At 39.2% G+C, this 16,943-nt stretch carries 16 protein-coding genes; 7 read left to right on the plus strand and 9 right to left on the minus strand.

The window, feature by feature from the left end:
* Together ED557_11520 and ED557_11525 are read left to right on the plus strand one after the other, a co-directional pair.
* Positions 1 to 1,362, plus strand: a complete 1,362-nt coding sequence (locus tag ED557_11520; GenBank protein ID RNC83320.1) for an FtsX-like permease family protein — start codon at positions 1 to 3, stop codon at positions 1,360 to 1,362.
* Entirely contained in the window at positions 1,355 to 2,827 is a 1,473-nt protein-coding gene (locus tag ED557_11525; GenBank protein RNC83321.1) for a TolC family protein, read from the plus strand. The genes ED557_11520 and ED557_11525 overlap by 8 nt, the downstream gene beginning before the upstream one ends.
* On the opposite strand, the gene ED557_11530 is transcribed toward ED557_11525, so the two are convergent.
* From ED557_11530 to ED557_11555, 6 genes are read right to left on the minus strand one after another with little or no spacing between them, the layout of a single operon-like run.
* Positions 2,824 to 4,197: a dipeptidase gene (locus ED557_11530; GenBank protein RNC83322.1), complete on the minus strand. Its 1,374-nt coding sequence runs from the start codon at positions 4,195 to 4,197 to the stop codon at positions 2,824 to 2,826. The two genes, ED557_11525 and ED557_11530, sit on opposite strands and share 4 nt — an antisense overlap.
* Before the next feature lie 10 nt (positions 4,198 to 4,207).
* Positions 4,208 to 4,972: an SH3 domain-containing protein gene (locus ED557_11535; GenBank protein RNC83323.1), complete on the minus strand. Its 765-nt coding sequence runs from the start codon at positions 4,970 to 4,972 to the stop codon at positions 4,208 to 4,210.
* Positions 4,972 to 6,717: a protein BatD gene (locus ED557_11540; protein ID RNC83324.1), complete on the minus strand. Its 1,746-nt coding sequence runs from the start codon at positions 6,715 to 6,717 to the stop codon at positions 4,972 to 4,974. Before ED557_11540 ends, ED557_11535 begins: the two co-directional genes overlap by 1 nt.
* Positions 6,701 to 7,207, minus strand: coding sequence for a hypothetical protein (locus ED557_11545; GenBank protein RNC83325.1), 507 nt, complete (start codon positions 7,205 to 7,207; stop codon positions 6,701 to 6,703). Before ED557_11545 ends, ED557_11540 begins: the two co-directional genes overlap by 17 nt.
* 5 nt (positions 7,208 to 7,212) lie before the next feature.
* Positions 7,213 to 7,848 (minus strand): tetratricopeptide repeat protein, encoded by a 636-nt coding sequence (locus ED557_11550; protein ID RNC83326.1) that lies wholly within the window; start codon positions 7,846 to 7,848, stop codon positions 7,213 to 7,215.
* A 6-nt stretch (positions 7,849 to 7,854) separates the two neighbouring features.
* On the minus strand, positions 7,855 to 8,610 hold the full coding sequence (locus tag ED557_11555; GenBank protein ID RNC83327.1) for a YebC/PmpR family DNA-binding transcriptional regulator: 756 nt from the start codon (positions 8,608 to 8,610) through the stop codon (positions 7,855 to 7,857).
* Positions 8,611 to 8,771: 161 nt separating this feature from the next.
* On the opposite strand from ED557_11555, the gene bshA reads away from it, so the two are divergent.
* Positions 8,772 to 9,914, plus strand: coding sequence for an N-acetyl-alpha-D-glucosaminyl L-malate synthase BshA (gene bshA, locus ED557_11560; protein RNC83328.1), 1,143 nt, complete (start codon positions 8,772 to 8,774; stop codon positions 9,912 to 9,914).
* A gap of 134 nt (positions 9,915 to 10,048) precedes the next feature.
* Here the strand turns inward: bshA and ED557_11565 are convergent, their stop codons facing one another.
* The 3 genes from ED557_11565 to ED557_11575 form a co-directional block, all read right to left on the minus strand.
* Entirely contained in the window at positions 10,049 to 10,810 is a 762-nt protein-coding gene (locus ED557_11565; protein RNC83329.1) for a hypothetical protein, read from the minus strand.
* A gap of 99 nt (positions 10,811 to 10,909) precedes the next feature.
* Positions 10,910 to 12,115: an ADP-forming succinate--CoA ligase subunit beta gene (locus ED557_11570; protein RNC83330.1), complete on the minus strand. Its 1,206-nt coding sequence runs from the start codon at positions 12,113 to 12,115 to the stop codon at positions 10,910 to 10,912.
* A gap of 99 nt (positions 12,116 to 12,214) precedes the next feature.
* Positions 12,215 to 13,024, minus strand: coding sequence for a hypothetical protein (locus ED557_11575; GenBank protein ID RNC83331.1), 810 nt, complete (start codon positions 13,022 to 13,024; stop codon positions 12,215 to 12,217).
* An 87-nt stretch (positions 13,025 to 13,111) separates the two neighbouring features.
* On the opposite strand from ED557_11575, the gene ED557_11580 reads away from it, so the two are divergent.
* The 4 genes from ED557_11580 to ED557_11595 all read left to right on the plus strand — a co-directional run bounded on the left by ED557_11580 (position 13,112) and on the right by ED557_11595 (position 16,924).
* Complete coding sequence (locus tag ED557_11580; protein ID RNC83332.1) at positions 13,112 to 14,242, plus strand: UDP-N-acetylglucosamine 2-epimerase (non-hydrolyzing); 1,131 nt, start codon at positions 13,112 to 13,114, stop codon at positions 14,240 to 14,242.
* 78 nt (positions 14,243 to 14,320) lie between these two features.
* Complete coding sequence (gene pyrR / locus ED557_11585; GenBank protein RNC83333.1) at positions 14,321 to 14,851, plus strand: bifunctional pyr operon transcriptional regulator/uracil phosphoribosyltransferase PyrR; 531 nt, start codon at positions 14,321 to 14,323, stop codon at positions 14,849 to 14,851.
* Positions 14,844 to 15,794: an aspartate carbamoyltransferase catalytic subunit gene (locus ED557_11590; GenBank protein ID RNC83334.1), complete on the plus strand. Its 951-nt coding sequence runs from the start codon at positions 14,844 to 14,846 to the stop codon at positions 15,792 to 15,794. The genes pyrR and ED557_11590 overlap by 8 nt, the downstream gene beginning before the upstream one ends.
* A 62-nt stretch (positions 15,795 to 15,856) precedes the next feature.
* Complete coding sequence (locus ED557_11595) at positions 15,857 to 16,924, plus strand: glycosyltransferase family 2 protein (GenBank protein ID RNC83335.1); 1,068 nt, start codon at positions 15,857 to 15,859, stop codon at positions 16,922 to 16,924.
* Positions 16,925 to 16,943 lie beyond the last annotated feature (19 nt).

The following is a 16,943-nucleotide window of genomic DNA, read 5'->3' on the forward strand; positions in this document are numbered from 1 at the left end:
GTGTTACAAAAACTACTCTACAATTTTGATATCGCCATTGAGGCAATACAGAGGAATAAACTGCGCGCTTTTCTCACTTCATTGGGAATTATTTTTGGTGTTGCCTCAGTAATCGCGATGCTTGCAATAGGTACGGGAGCTCAACAAGAGGTGCTGGCGCAAATGCAGTTGCTTGGAACCAACAATGTTATTGTACAGCCCGTGCTGGAGCAATTTGAAGGATCCTTAACAGACGCAAATGAGGGAGAGAGCGATATCAAAAGGTATTCTCCCGGGCTTTCACTTCATGACTTGAACAGTATAAAAGAATATGTACCAGAAGTAGAATATGTAAGTCCTGAAATCATATTTGAGACAAATTTTATTCGGAATGCCAGAATGAGGAGTGGTAAAGTAGTTGGGGTAAATGACGAGTACTTCTTCATCAGCAATTTCGATATTCAGAACGGCAGCAATTTTTCGGACTTACAGATTCAGAACGCAGAGCCTGTTGCTATTATAGGCAGTGATGTTCGAACCAAATTTTTTGCAGGAGAAGAGCCCATCGGGAAGAAAATTAAAGTTGGAAACCTCTGGCTTACTGTTATTGGAGTTCTCGAAAAAAAAGAGCTTTCAACTGAAAACATCGAAAGCCTTGGTATCAGGAATTACAACCTGGATATATTTATGCCTGCTACAACACTCTTGCTTCGCTTCAAGAACAGAGCATTGGTTACTAAAGATGATATAGATGCTAGTGCGGGCGGTTTTGGAGGACGTGTAATTATTTTTGGGGGGGCCGATGAGGAAGAGGAAGAAGGAGATGTGAACTATAATCAATTGGACAAGCTCATTGTTCGAGTTACTGATTCAAAATTTAGTGTTTCTATCGCCGATGTACTCTCCAGAATGTTAAAGAGGCGTCATAATGAGGTGGTTGATTTCGAGATCATTGTTCCTGAGCAACTACTACAGCAGGAGCAGAGAACAAAGCGAATTTTCAATATAGTGTTATCATCCATTGCGTCAATATCTCTGATTGTAGGCGGGATTGGAATCATGAATATCATGCTTGCCTCGGTAGTTGAACGTTATCGTGAGATTGGTGTAAGGATGGCAGTAGGGGCACAAAAGAAGGATATCGAACTTCAGTTTTTAACAGAGGCGCTAGCAATAAGTATAACCGGAGGGGTGCTCGGTATTATTCTTGGTATGGGCTTTAGCTTTGCAATTCAGCTCTCAGCCGAGATAGCAACAATAGTAACGCCTATGTCTATTGTAATTTCCTTTGGGGTAGCCCTCATCATTGGAGTAGTTTTTGGTTATTTCCCAGCAAAAAGAGCAGCACAACAAGACCCAGTACACGCATTACGCCATGAATAAATCTGTATTACTAGTCACAATCTTACTTTTATTGGTAGTGCCAACCAGAAGTGTTGACGCTCAGCAGCAGGTACTTACTCTGGAACAGAGTATTGAGTATGCAAAGCAGAATAGTCCGCTTTCACGAGCAGCTCGATTTTCAATTTTGTCAGCCAAGTGGAGATATAAATCATTCAGGGCTGATTTATTACCAAGCTTCACATTAGCCGGAGATGCGCCAAATTATAATAAGTCTATCTTTTCTAATACTCTCGATGATGGTACAATTACCTTTTCTTCAAGAACTCAATCCGAAGCTTCAGCGGCCTTATCTATAAATCAAAGTATCCTTCCAACCGGGGGAAATCTCTCTCTTTCATCTGGAATAACACGTCTTGGAATTTTCCAAGATGAGAATACTTATTTGTGGCAAAGTACACCGCTTATCGCCAGTTTTCGTCAACCTATATTTCAATTTAACTCATTAAAATGGAATAACAGAACCGAGCCACTTCGATATCAGATAGCTCAAAAGCAGTATATCGAGGATATGGAAACTATCGCTTTTACAGTGACCCAGAGTTTTTTCGATTTGTTGCTAGCTAAGATAAACGTAGAAGTTTCGGAGTTTAACGTTACAGTAAACGACTCTATATATAATATTTCACAAGGGCGCTTTCAGGTAGGTAACATTGCAGAAAATGAATTACTTCAAAGTGAGCTTGAGTATCGGAATGCAACTGCTTCATTAACTACCGCTCAGTTAAGTTATCTAAGAGCAGAGGAGAATTTTAAAGCACTACTTGGGATTGATGATAATGTAGAACTTGAAATTGTTGTGCCATCCGTTGCACCAATAGTTAACGTAGATGTTGATAAAGCATTAAACCTGGCTCTTGAGAATAATAGTGCGTCCCTGCAGTTTGAGTTAAATGAATTGCTCGCTGATCAGGCATATGAGCAAGCCAAAAGAAATACTGGGTTCTCAGCTACATTGAGAGCTGATTTTGGGTTAAACCAAACTTCCACTGAATTTTCAGAATTATACGAAGACCCTCAAAACCGACAATTTTTTACGCTTAGCTTTCAGATACCCTTGTTTAATTGGGGAAAGAACCTGGCCGAGATTCGATCAGCAAGAAACCTACAGCAAGAAACCGCTAACACTATTGCTTATGATAAGCTAAGGTTTGAGCTAAGTGTACAAAGTACGGTTCGCGAATTCCCTCAGCTTAGAGATCAGGTAGAATTGGCAAGGATCTCTGATGATATCGCAGCTAGGAGATATGATGTAGCCAAAAACCGATACCTGATCGGTAGAATTGATGTAACAGATCTGTTTATTGCTCAGAACCAGAAAGACAGCTCTAGAAGAAGCTATGTTCAATCTCTGAGAAGCTATTGGGAAGGATACTACAACCTTCGAAGACTTACGCTGTATGATTTCGAAAGTGATCTACCAATCTTATATATGACGAATTTTTAAGAGCTAAACTCTGGGAGCAACTCAAAAAAGCGAGCAGAGGTTTTAATCCCTCTGTAAAAATCTTCTATTGAGAAATGTTCGTTAGGTGAATGTATAGCATTGCTGGTAAGCCCAAAACCCATCAGGATTGACTCTACTCCTAATACTCGTTTAAAGTCAGCAACAATAGGGATTGATCCGCCTTCTCTGGAGAATAGTACCTCTTTTTCATATACCTCTTCGAATGCTTTTGCACCGGCTTTTAATCCGTAAAAATCCAGATTCGTTATAGAAGCAAAGCCTCCATGGTGCTCTGTTACGGTAACTTTCACAGTTTCAGGTGCGATGCTTTCAAAGTATTCTTTAAACAATCGGGCAATCTCTTTTGGATGTTGATCAGGTACCAGTCGCATGCTGATTTTTGCTCCGGCTTTTGATGGGAGTACTGTTTTTGCTCCTTCTCCTTGGTATCCTCCCCATATTCCATTTACATCGAGAGTAGGACGTGCTGAAGCTCTTTCCAGGGTAGTATATCCACTTTCACCATGAACAGCTTCAATATCGAGTGATTTTTTATATGCTTCTTCATCAAAGGGAAGAGAGGCAGAAGCATCACGGTCGGCTTGAGTTAGTGGGACTACAGAGTCATAGAAACCAGGAATTTGAATAACTCCGTTTTCGTCCTTCAATTTGGACACCATCTCACATAATACATTCAAAGGATTTTCTACAGCTCCACCATAAACTCCAGAATGCAAATCACGATTGGGGCCAATCACTTCTACCTCCATATAAGCCAGCCCTCGAAGCCCATAAGTAATAGATGGCTGATCTTTGCCAAACATGGCTGTATCTGAGATTAGCACCATATCACAAGCAAGCAACTCTTTATGGGTTTCGAGAAATGGAACGAGGTTTGGAGAACCGATTTCTTCTTCTCCTTCCAGGATAAACTTTACGTTTACTGGTATCGGATTTCCTGATTTTACAAAGGATTCTATTGCCTTTACATGAGTAAACGCCTGGCCCTTGTCATCACTTGCACCACGTGCATAGATATTCCCATTTTTTATGGTTGGTTCAAATGCTGGTGTATCCCAAAGTTCATCAGGATCAGATGGTTGAACATCGTAATGACCATATACTAAAACTGTTGGTCGGTCAGGGTAAGGACAGTGTTCACCATAAACAATAGGGTTTCCGGGAGTTTCGAAAAGTTCGACCCGACTCAATTCGAGTGAGTGGAGTTGTTCAATAAGGAAATTAGCTGCTTTTTGAATCGCTTCTTTCTTTGTTGAATCAGTACTTATACTGGGAATCCTGAGTAGGTCTAGTAGTTCTTCTAAAAATCTATCTTGGTTAGTTTCGATATATGCTTGAGGTGTACTCATAGTTTGTTCTTTATAAAATTTTGACTCCTTGTGTATGTATCCATCCAAATTGGCCGTTGCCCAATCTAATATAAAGCCAATTATCATGCTCAGAACTCAATGATTCATCAACAGTTATTTCATAACCTTCGTAAGCCAGGCTTACTAATTCAGAAGCATCATCAGGCCGCTGCCGAACCTGGATCTCATTCTCTATAATAACAGCCTGACTATATCTGTAATCAACGTAGTCCACATAAAATGCGAGTAATACTAGCAACACTCCGGGTATTAGCATCGATAACAAAATGGCTCTATACCTCTTAGGATTTAGTGTGGTAAACCACCGAAGAAGGATTAAGATTAGTGTGCAAAACAGAAGAATAAAGCCAATTAGAAAAACACCTGTAGAAGTGGGTTCTTCCTTTAGCCAGTCAACAGCACGGTCCCATGGTAGTTTTGGGAGCATTGCAGATTGTCTGCTGAATTGTGATTCAACATATTGTAATGCTTCAAGGGCAGAAGATTTTGTGGTTGGAAAAGAGCTAGCTTTTAGGAAGTAATATTTAGCAAGACCAATTGAATCTATTTGCGTGGCTGCAATTCCCATATTTAGGAATAATGCACCGGATACCATATTCATGGATTCAATATTCCGGTATTGATTAAGTGCATCGTAGTACTCGCTTTCTTCGAGCAGAGTATTTGCCTGATCAAAGAGCAATTGGGCACTTTCCTGTGCCTTTCCTAATACCGTTATCATTAAACTCAAAAGAAGAATACTCAGCTTCTTCATTATAGCCCGCCTAATTTTTTGATAAGTTCTTCTGCTTTTTGAATGTCTAATTCAAGATCATCCTGTGAGGTGTTAGGCGCATAAGCTATGGTATCACATTTTTCCAGGAGTCTTCTTATTTCGTTTGCCGAATCAGAGTCTCCCCGTTTAGAAATATGATCGCATAATTCTTGTATCGACAGTCCGGCGAGAGGAAGGTTGAGTTTATCAGCTATGAACTGATTGAGGGCCTTTTGTATATGGTTGTACCCTTGTTTGATATCGCTATTATTTTTCGCCAGATCGAGCTCTTCAACAGCCTTTTTGCGTGCTTTTTGAGATCGGGAAAAAGCAGTATCAGTGCTCATCTTCTCAGAATAAGTCTTAAGCAGAAATGCACCACCTAATAATAAAAAAGGAGAAAAAAGAAGTAACCATATCCAGGATTTGGTATGCAATCTTGCTTGCTCCATGCTTGTCCAGTTTGCTAAACCGGTAATTGGATTTACATTAAAACGAAGTTCATTGGTAGAAATAGCTGTTGCCCGCGGGTCTCGTTCTGCTTCAAGAGTCAGCTCCGGTAAACTAATCGTATTATATCTGTTTGTCTCAGGATTAAAGTAAGCCATCCTTACTTCAGGTATTTTGAACGAACCCTCATTTCTCGCAATAAGTATATCAGTAAATATTTTTGTTCCACCAATTTGTTGACCTGATCGTGTAATGGTAGAATTTTCCTGTGGATTGTAGAGCTCCAGGGTTTCAGGGTATGAATACTCAGGTTTTACGATAAGCGGAATATTACCTTGTCCTGTAATAGTTGTGACTACTTCTACACTTTCTCCCACATATGCTTTTCCAGGATTTATACTTCTTGTGATAGAAAAACTTCCAACACCTCCCAAAAAATCAGCATCATTAAGTTGGGGAAGTTGTTGAACTACAATATCAACAGGAAGGGTTTGGAGTTCTTTACGCTCCTGGCCAAGTCCAAAACTAAAGATATCCCGACGCCGGTTGCGTTGACGCACCTGAACTACCACTTCAAAAGGGCTAAGGGTTAATTCACCGGATTTAGTTGGAAAGATTGCATACTGAAGTAATACCGCTCTCTGATACCGAACGCCATTAATAATAGTAGTGGTAGTACGTGCCTGTTGCCTGTTTTCGAGTTCTTCCTTCCAGAAACCTTCTGCTTTCCAGCCAGGGGAAGCCTGGTAGGAAGACACTTCTACTTCCGATTTAAAATAAAGAACGATATCAGCGATTACCTGTTCACCAACAACAGGGTTCTGAGTATTTGGCTCAAGCCTTAGATAAATTTCGGGAGATCGTTCTGCTTCGCCGGTATCAATCGTTTTAGGGTCCAGAACTTCAAATGAAATCTCATTGGTTTGATAATTCTCTCCATTCACAGTAAACTCTAAAGCTGGCAGCGTATAATTTCCAGGAGCTTGGGCAATAAACTGATAGCCATAGGTATAAGCCACAGAAGGTCGCCCATTTACATAAGAAAAATTTTGAGAGGTACTGGTGCTTCCACTTAGCCAACGCAAGCCATCTATATTGGGGATGGTAGGTCGGTTAATGGAATTGATGGATTGTCCGGATACCTTGATATCTAACCGAACATTTTCCCCAGAAAAAATCTTGGTTTGTGTAAGCGATGCATCAATCGTTATATCCTGAGCAATAACTCTGGCTGACAACAGGAAGAGAAAAATATAAAACGATATGAAAAAGGTGCTTTTACCAGTCCTTATCATGGGTAGCCGTTCCCTGCTTCTTTTTCTTTTTGAATTCCTTCAGTAACTCTTTCTCTTTTTGAGCTAAGGCTTGCAAGATTTTTTGAGCCTCTTCTTTCGTTATTTCCTTTGGCTCCTGAGGCTGCTGTTGCTGTTCTTCCTGAGGTTGCTCCTCTTGCTCATTTTCTTGTTGCTGATCATTCTGTTGTTGGTCTTCGTTTTGCTGTTCTTGCTGGTCCTGATTTTGCTCTTGTTGATCGTTTTGCTGCTGATCCTGGTTTTGCTGTTGCTGTTGTTGTTTCTCTTGTTCTTCTTCCAGTTTTTCTAGCAAGGCATTGAGTTTAGGGTCATTAGGGTATCGTGCCAAACCTTGTTGAGCTTGAGCAATTGCTCCCGGGAGGTCATAATTAATAAATGATTGTGCACTACCGTGAAAATAATCATCTGCTGTTTGCGACTGGGCAGTGACAGAGATCATTAGAAAGGAAAAAAGTAGTAGTAAATACTTCATAGTCGTTAGGAGTCAATTTGACTTACATCACTAATACGCTTGATGAAATCGTTAAAGTTTTGAACAGTAGGATCAGCATTTAGTGCTTCTTGCATGATCTTAAGAGCTTCCTGGTACTTTCGCTCACCGACTAATTGTTCGGCTCTTTTTTTCATTGCCTTCGCATATTCACTGGGTGGTTCCTGATCCTGATTTTGTTGTTGCTCTTGCTGCTGTTGCTCATTCTGCTTACTCGATTCGATCATAGCTCTTTCAAAATTGTGCTTGGCTTCCTGATCGGTCGGATTAAGCTTAAGTGAATTTCGAAAGTGTTGTGAAGCAGGTTTCCATTGTTGACCCTGAGCTAGTACTGAACCGATGTTATATTCTGCCAACGCTTTCTTTTCAGGAGAATCGGCCATAGAGCGATATTCCATGTAAGTTTGAATAGCTTCCTCTGTTTTCCCTTGTTTAGCTAGCGCATTAGCAAGATTAAAATAGACTTCCGCGTTTTCCGGGTCTGTTTCAATAGATGCCCTGTACAATTCTTCAGCTTTTGCGTAATCACCTTTTTCATATGCATCATTTCCTTTTTTAGCATCACTGTTACCAGGGTCGGCTAAAAGAAGAACTATTAATATATAAGCAAAAGAGATGTTCATGTTCTATTATAATTCCTCGGCAACCGCCAATGTTTCGTCATCCATTAACATATTAGTAAACACATTTGAAACGTCATCATTCTCTTCAAATTTTTCCATCATTTTAAAATTTGATAAAGCAGTTTCGGTGTCTACTTTTGTTTCTGTGGTTGCTTCTCTAATAAGTTCTGCAGATTCAATGTTGAACCCCTTTTGCTCGAGAGTGTTTCGAACGTTAAAAAGCTCATTTCGTTCTGAATAAACAATGAAATAGTCATCTTCAGCTTTTACATCTTCAGCACCCACTTCAAGTGCTTCCATCATTAATTCATCTTCATCCACTCCCTCTGATGGGATTTGTATCATTCCTTTTTGCTCAAATAAGAAACCAACAGACCCGTTCGTACCCATATTACCACCATGTTTAGTGAAAATGTGCCGAATTTCTCCAACGGTTCGGTTGTTGTTATCAGTTGCTGCTTCTATATAATAAGCAATTCCTCCCGGGCCATAGCCTTCAAATGTTACCTCTTCATAAGAGGAACCGTCATCCAGTTCACCGGCTCCACGCTTGATAGCGCGCTCCATGTTGTCTTTAGGTAAATTCGCTGCCTTGGCATTTTCGATAGCAAGGGATAGGCGAGGATTTCCCGATGGGTCGCTACCACCTTCCCTCGCAGAGATAGTGAGCTCCTTAATTATTTTTGTAAATACTTTTGAACGCTTGGCGTCTTCTTTTGCTTTCTTATGGCGAATGTTCGCCCATTTGGAATGTCCTGCCATGCATTTACTTATAAATTTCAGTTTGGGAGGCAAATATAAAGAATACAGGCACGGTTCGAAATATTTGTACGTTCATTGAGGTGTTAAAGGATGTTTTGAATGAGAATAATAAACCTAAGAATCTTTATTTTTTTGGCTCATATTTAGTGGAGCATTAATACATGAATATTGGAATAGTTTGTTATCCTACTTTTGGGGGAAGCGGTGTGGTTGCCACAGAATTGGCAAAGGTACTGGCAATGAAAGGGCATAAAATTCATGTGCTCAGTTATGCACGCCCCGCCCGACTTGAGACCCTGGATACAAACATTACTTATCATGAAGTATCTATAAATTCCTATCCATTGTTTGAATACCCGCCCTATGCACTAGCGCTGGCATCGCAAATGGTAAACTTGATCGAGTATGAAAACCTCGATTTGCTTCACGTCCATTATGCTCTTCCGCATGCAACAAGTGCTTACCTGGCAAAGCAGATTATGATGGAAAAGGGCAAAACTGTGCCTATTGTTACAACACTTCATGGCACAGACATTACCCTGGTTGGAAAAGACCCAAGCTATAAGCATGTGGTCGAGTTTTCTATTGACAAAAGTGACGGGGTAACGGCAGTTTCAGATTATCTGAGAGAAGAGACGTGCAAGAATTTTGAAATTGATCAGGACATTAGAGTAATTCCAAACTTTATAGATCTAAGCAGATTCAAGAAGTCTAACAAAAGCCATTTTAAAAAAGCTATCTGCCCTGATGGAGAGAAAGTAGTAGTTCATGTGTCCAATTTCCGAAGGGTAAAAAGAGTTCCGGAAGTAATTACTGTGTTCTCTAAAATTCTCGAACATGGTATTGGAGCAAAGCTATTACTCGTTGGTGATGGACCAGATAGACAGAAAGCTGAGCAGCAGTGCCGTGAACTCGGAATTTGTGAGCATACCCGTTTTTTAGGAAAACTGGACGAAGTAGAAGAAGTATTATCTATAGCTGACCTGTTTTTAATCCCCTCTGGTTCTGAAACCTTTGGATTAGCTGCTCTGGAAGCAATGAGTTGTTCAGTACCCGTCATTAGCTCCAATATTGGTGGTCTTCCGGAAGTAAATGTGGATGGCGAAACTGGCTATTTATGTGATCTTGATGATACTCAATGTATGGCAGATTATGCTGTAAATATTCTTACGAACCCGGAATTACATGATACTCTATCAACAAATGCCCGAAAGAGAGCTGAGCTATTTAACCAGGACTTAGTGGTTGGAATGTATGAGAGTTTCTACCGTGAAGTAATGGATGGGGTGCTTCAGGTTCACTAAATAAAAACAGCCCGACTTTTGGTCGGGCTGGTATTAATTTTCGTCTTTCATTTGTTTGTGATTACTTAATATTTCCTTCGTCTTTCATAATTATATATACTTTATGTGGAAGCGGTAGGGACATAGATAATGAATTAATTATTTACCGAATTTCCAAATTTTTCAAGAATATTTGGAATTAATCTTTCACTGAAACCTGATGTAGCAATTAAAACAAGTACGAGCTCAATCTTATTTTCAGGGTTAATTATACTTTTCAAAACTAAACCGCTTTCTATGACATAAGAGGCTAAGAATCCAGAAATAATAGAGATCATAATTCTCGTCATTCCGGTAATGAAATGGATATAATTATTTGCACTTTCTATATCAATCTCAATATTCTTCAAGTTAGTTGAAATAGATAGAAAGCCCCCTAAAACACTGAAAAGCATAATATGGAATAGAGTTATAGGTACTGTAGATTCGAACTGTAGAAGAGAACTTAAGACGACGATGAGTACTCCAAGGCATATGGATCCAAATAGATAAACTAGCCTACCTCTACGCACCTTATATTTAGCGATTGAACCTAATACATCTTCTATAATTATTTTTGAGGTTTTAACTTCGTCATAAAATGCACACTTAATTGCAGCAGCTATTCGAGGATTGAAAATTTTTTTTTGGCTTTTACGACGAAGGAGCCCTTTAATTAAACTTAACTCTTTTTCTATTAATATTAAGTTTTTGGAATAGTGGCTATTGGGAATTGTATTGAATGAAACCAAATCTGATTTTTCAGTTTCATAAATAAGAAATTTTTTTTCTTTTCTGTGATAAACCTTAATAATTTTATCGCCAGATAAGTTTTTGCTTCCTACTTTCCACTTATCAAAATACGCTTCATTACCCATTAATCTACTATTAGCAATTGTTTTCAACTATATAAAAAGGAAATAGGTGCTTAATAGCAAAAATGTATTTGTAAAGTGATTAATAGGTTTGTAAGAAAATTAAGCCAGAACCTTAGAAACTTCTTCCGCGGCCTCTTTCAGTAGCACAGCTGAAATTACATTTAAGCCAGAGTTATCAATAATCTCTTTTGCTTCGGCTGCATTAGTTCCTTGAAGCCGTACGATGATAGGTACATTTTCCACTTTAGCTGCAATTTCGGGATCTTTTACTGCTTCGATAACTCCGTTTGCTACCCGGTCACAGCGAACAATTCCACCAAAAATATTGATCAGAATTGCTTTCACATTTGGATCGTCCAGAATAATCCGGAAACCATTTTTTACGGTTTCAACATTAGCGCCCCCACCTACATCCAGGAAGTTAGCAGGCTCTCCTCCCGAAAGTTTGATGATATCCATAGTAGCCATTGCTAATCCTGCTCCATTCACCATACACCCAACATTACCATCCAGTTTGATATAGTTGAGGTTGTACTTTTGAGCTTCTAATTCAAATGGATCTTCTTCCGACTCATCTTTCAACTCAGCTAAATCTTTGTGACGGAATAATGCATTTCCATCCAAGGTGACTTTAGCATCCAGAGCAAGGATATCATTATCGGGGGTAAGGATAAGTGGATTGATTTCGAACATATCAGAATCGATTTCCAGATAGGCATTATAGATAGCCATAATGAATTTGATCGCCTTCTTAAGTGCATCACCCTCTAAGCCAAGAGCAAAGGCCAAATGCCGGGCCTGGTTTACTTGCAAAGGCATTCCCGGTTCAACCCATTCCTTAATGATTTTTTCAGGAGTTTCTTCAGCAACTTTTTCGATTTCAACACCACCTTCGGTAGAAACCATAATCACATTTTTTGATACCCCACGGTCAAGCAGAATCCCTAAGTAGAATTCTTTTTCAATATCAACACCATCAGTTACATACAATCTCTGAACAAGTTGACCTTCCTCGCCTGTTTGGATAGTAACTAGTACATCTCCAAGAAGAGACTCAGCTGCTTCTTTTACTTCTTCAACCGATCTGCAAAGGATAACACCTTTGGCATTGTTCTTTTTAGTACGCCCTTTTCCCCGTCCACCAGCATGAATTTGAGCTTTTACAACAAAAAGAGTAGCACCGTCATCTTTCAAAGTTTCTGCGGCTTTTACTGCTTCATCAACTGTTAATGCAGCAATACCATCAGGAACAGCTACGCCATAGCTTTTTAAAATTTCTTTGGCTTGATACTCGTGGATTTTCATGGAAAAAAAGTCGGTTTAAAAATTTAGGTTACTCCAAAAATAGGGAGCGCAAAAATACCGAGAATGGCTGCGAAATGAAAGAAGCCTTCTGGCTTTTTACTATTGTTGAAGTGATTCAGAAAGCTCACCAATATTGGTAAACAAAATGCCTCCCCTAGTATACCATCCCCGAAGAATAGTGAAGTAATAATCGGTAGCACCAGCAGGAATATCATCATTTGCAATGGTTATCGACCAATCTCCCGGTGAAACCTCTGTAAAGGTATCAAAACCAAAGAAATTTTGACCTATAGTTTCTTCGTTTTCGTTCAACCATGATAACACAAAGGTGTTGCTGGTAAACATTGTGTTGTAGATGGTAATGTTGAAGGGGATAGATCCACCATCATAAGGGGTATTGTAGAAGTCTAAAACAATATCGAAAGAAGAACCTGTCTCATTCTGGACAGTAGATGTTGCCGGGAGAGGAAAATTATTATCCAGTGTAAATCCTTTTTCTCTTACCAAATTTCCATTTTCATCAAGAAATTGGGCTTTTAAAAGTCGGTTATTTATAGAATCAAATATCCGAAGTTCTAAATCTGAAAAAACCAGACTATGGTTTTCTTCATCATAAGCCGCACTTACTTCTGCTGTATTATACTCCCATCCTTCACCTTCTTCATCTACTATCTGGAATGCGTAAATATCTTCTTGATTAGTGTTTTCAGCAAGAAAAAACTCAAACGTAATAGTAGCACTAAACGCACTTTCCGGATTCGAGAAACTTCTTCCCAAATGGGAATTGTGAGTCATACCCAGAGCAAACTGTTGGTTAATAATTCTCAGCTCGTCATCCGTTCCTGAACTGGATGAGTTGCAAGAGATCAAAAACAGAACTATTAAAAAGAGGTATACATTCAATTTCATGATTCAATTTAACGGTTATTTAAGAACAAATAACACTTTTTTGCCCATTGATTAATTCTTTACCTTCGTTCAATTTTATAATTGAAAATGAACGCCGAAAAGTTACTTATCGTATTTGGTACCCGGCCTGAGGCCATTAAAATGGCTCCGGTAATTAAAGAGTTTAAGAAGTACCCTAAAGAGTTCGAAGTATTCGTTTGTGTAACTGCACAGCATCGGGAAATGCTGGATCAGGTGTTAGATTTTTTTAGTATCACCCCGGATTATGATTTAGACCTGATGATTCCTAATCAGCGTCTTGATCAATTGACATCCAAGATACTTGAAGGAGTAACTGGTGTTATTGATGAGGTAGATCCGGATTATGTATATGTACATGGAGATACTACTACCACATTAGCTGCATCATTAGCTGCTTTTTATAAGCAAATAAAGGTAGGGCATGTAGAGGCTGGTTTAAGGACGTTTAATAAATCAGCTCCATTTCCGGAAGAGATAAACAGGCAATTGACCAGTCGCCTTGCTGATTTGAACTTTGCTCCCACTCAACAAGCTAAGCAGAACTTACTTGATGAAGGTGTTGACCCCAATTCTATTTTTGTAACGGGAAATACCGTAGTAGATGCTCTTCATTACACACTTGAAAAAGTAAAGCTCGCTACTACTGACGAGATTAAAGAGCTACATGAATTAATAGATACCGATAGCAAACTTGTTCTGGTAACCGGGCATCGAAGGGAAAATTTCGGTGAGGGTTTTAAGAATATTTGTGAAGCATTAAGGGAAGTAGCATCATTCAATCAGGTTCAGATTATTTACCCGGTGCACTTGAACCCTAATGTCAGGGAACAGGTATTAAAGCTACTCGGAGGGATCAATAATATTCACCTTATCGACCCACTTCCATATGAAGCATTCGTTTGGCTAATGAACGAATCTGATCTGATTATTACAGATAGTGGAGGTATACAGGAAGAAGCTCCAAGCCTTAAAAAACCCGTATTGTTGATGAGAGAAGTCACAGAACGTCCAGAAGTACTAAATGCAGGAGTAATTCTTGTTGGAGCAAAAAAGGAAAGGATTATTAGTGAGGCTGATAGCCTGTTGAAGGAAGAAAAAACAGGAGAAGAACTCTATCCCCAAGAGCCTCTTTTTGGAGACGGAAATGCTGCAAAATTAATTGTCGAAAACCAGCGAATTGCTCAAACTAAAAGCTGATAATATTTTTCATAAAAGATTTTATATTTGTCCACCATTCAACGCATATAGATTACCCGCTTGGAGAAAGCATTAATCATGACTGAAGAGGATTTAAATCGCACCTACTTGCGATTTGCTCATCAATTCCTCGAATCCTACGATGACCCTTCCAGACTCGCAATTATCGGGATGCAAACCCGGGGAGTTTACATGGGAAGGAGAATAATCGAGAGTATTAATAGCGAACTTGGTATAAAAATTGATTTTGGGGTACTCGATGTGACCTTTTATAGGGACGACTTCCGGTCAAAATTGAAGATGCCAGAAGTAAAAGTGACCGAGATTCCTTTTGACTTGTATGATCGTGATGTTGTGCTCGTAGATGACGTGCTTTTCACAGGACGAACAGTTCGTTCAGCAATGGATGCATTAATGGGCTATGGTCGTCCAAGAATTATCAGATTTTGTTGTATGGTAGACAGAGGGCACAGGGAGCTTCCCATCGCACCAGACTTTACGGGCATTTATGTGCCTACTCATTCAAAAGAAGAAGTAAGGGTGAAAGTAAAAGAACTTGATGGAGAAGATGCGGTTTACCTGGTTGATGCGGAGGTAGAAAATGAGTAAGAGTTCCGGCAACTACCAGTTTGATCAGAAACACTTGCTTGGGTTAACCGATTATTCAAAAGAAGATATTTTATACGTATTAGATCAGGCTAAATCATTCCGGGAAATACTGGATCGGCCTGTTCCCAAAGTTCCTACCCTCAGAGACAAAACTATAGTAAATCTCTTTTATGAGAATAGTACACGAACAAGGCTTTCATTTGAATTAGCTCAAAAAAGAATGGGAGCTGATGTAGTGAATTTTTCGGCAAGTACCTCAAGCACTAAGAAAGGGGAGTCCTTAAAAGATACTATTCAGAACATTAGCTCGATGAAAATTGATATGGTGGTAGTTCGGCATAAAAGTCCTGGAGTACCCCATTTTTTAACTCAATGTGTAGATGCTGCCATCTTAAATGCAGGTGACGGAGCGCATGAGCACCCAACCCAGGCGCTATTGGATATGTTTACAATGCAGCAGCTGCATCCGGATCTTTCTGGCAAGAAAGTTGCGATTATCGGGGATATATCCCACAGCCGGGTAGTACGGTCCAATATTATCGGGTTAACCAAGGTAGGTGCTAAAGTAGTACTCTGTGGCCCTAAAACTCTAATGCCGGTACATGTAAAAGATTTAGGAGTGGAAGTATCCTATAATCTGGAAGAGACGTTAGCTTGGTGTGATGTTGCCATGGCCTTGCGAATTCAACTTGAAAGGCAAGACGAAGGAACAGAACTATTCCCATCTCTAAGAGAATATCATGAGCATTTTGGTATAAAGCTGAAGCATCTCGAAAAATACCCTGATTTTAGAATTATGCATCCGGGGCCTATTAACCGTGGAGTGGAAATGCAAAGCGAAGTGGCTGACAGCGAACGCGCTGTAATTTTAGATCAGGTTACAAATGGAGTAGCAGTACGAATGGCTGTTCTTTATCTATTAAGTGGTGGAATCAGAATTTGATACTGTTTTTATCACACCTTTAGTAAATTCGCCTAATCAGATTAGAATAGAAAAGTAATTCCATCACTCATTCAGACGAAATAACCTCTTTTCCAAGTGTAACTATTGGTATACCTGTACTAAATGAAGAGGCTCATATCGAAAGAGTTGTATCTGGTTTTCTCTCCTCTGAATATCCAAACCTTCTAGAGATTTTAATAGCAGATGGGGGAAGTACAGATAAAACCAGAGAGATAGTATTAGAGTTAGCAAGTAATGATCCAAGAATTAAATTGATCGAAAACCCTGATAAATACCAATCATTTGCACTGAATAGAATGATCAGTCTGGCTGAGGGTGAGGTTTTTTTACGTGCTGATGGACACTGTGTTTATAGCTCTGACTACTTAGAACAATGCATTGATACATTGATAAAAACAGGAGCAAGAAATGTGGGCGGTGCTCAAAGATATATGGCAAAGAACAGGGTACAGGCAGGAGTCTCACTTGCTACTAGAAGTTTCCTTGGAAACGGAGGGGCAAAGTATATGTTAGAGGATTATGAAGGGTACGCCGATACCGTATTTTTAGGGTGCTTCTGGACAGAGGATTTGAAAAAGCTTGGTGGATTTAATACTGAAAATATAACAAATCAAGATTCAGAATTTAACTTGAGACTTGTAGAGAATTTTGGCGAAAGTGTTTTTATCAGTCCTAAAATTAAGAGTTGGTACTATCCTAGAGATACTTTTTTTAAACTCTTTAAACAATACTTTAGGTATGGTAGGGGAAGGTTTTTGACCAGATTATTACATCCCAAAACCGGCCCAATTAGAGGTTTAATCCCCTTCATTTTCATACTATTGTTTTCTATATATTTAGCATTGGATTTGGGTCTAAATGTAAACCTTTACTCGCTAGAAATAACTATTCTTTTGTTGATTATTCTAGTTATAGAATCTTCAGTTTTGACTATCAAAAAATCGAAGTTGTTTAAGGGTGAAATCTGGCGTGGAGAAGCTAAGACTCCAGGAATGATATCCAATTTCATTACAGTATTCATAAGTTTGCTATTAATGCAGCTTGGACATTTTAGTGGATTTCTATACCAATCCATAAAGAACAAAATCTTCAACCACTCTGGGTGGTAAATTGAAAGGATTAATACTC

It is taken from the genome of Balneola sp. (assembly GCA_003712055.1).
In the GTDB taxonomy this organism is placed as follows: domain Bacteria; phylum Bacteroidota; class Rhodothermia; order Balneolales; family Balneolaceae; genus RHLJ01.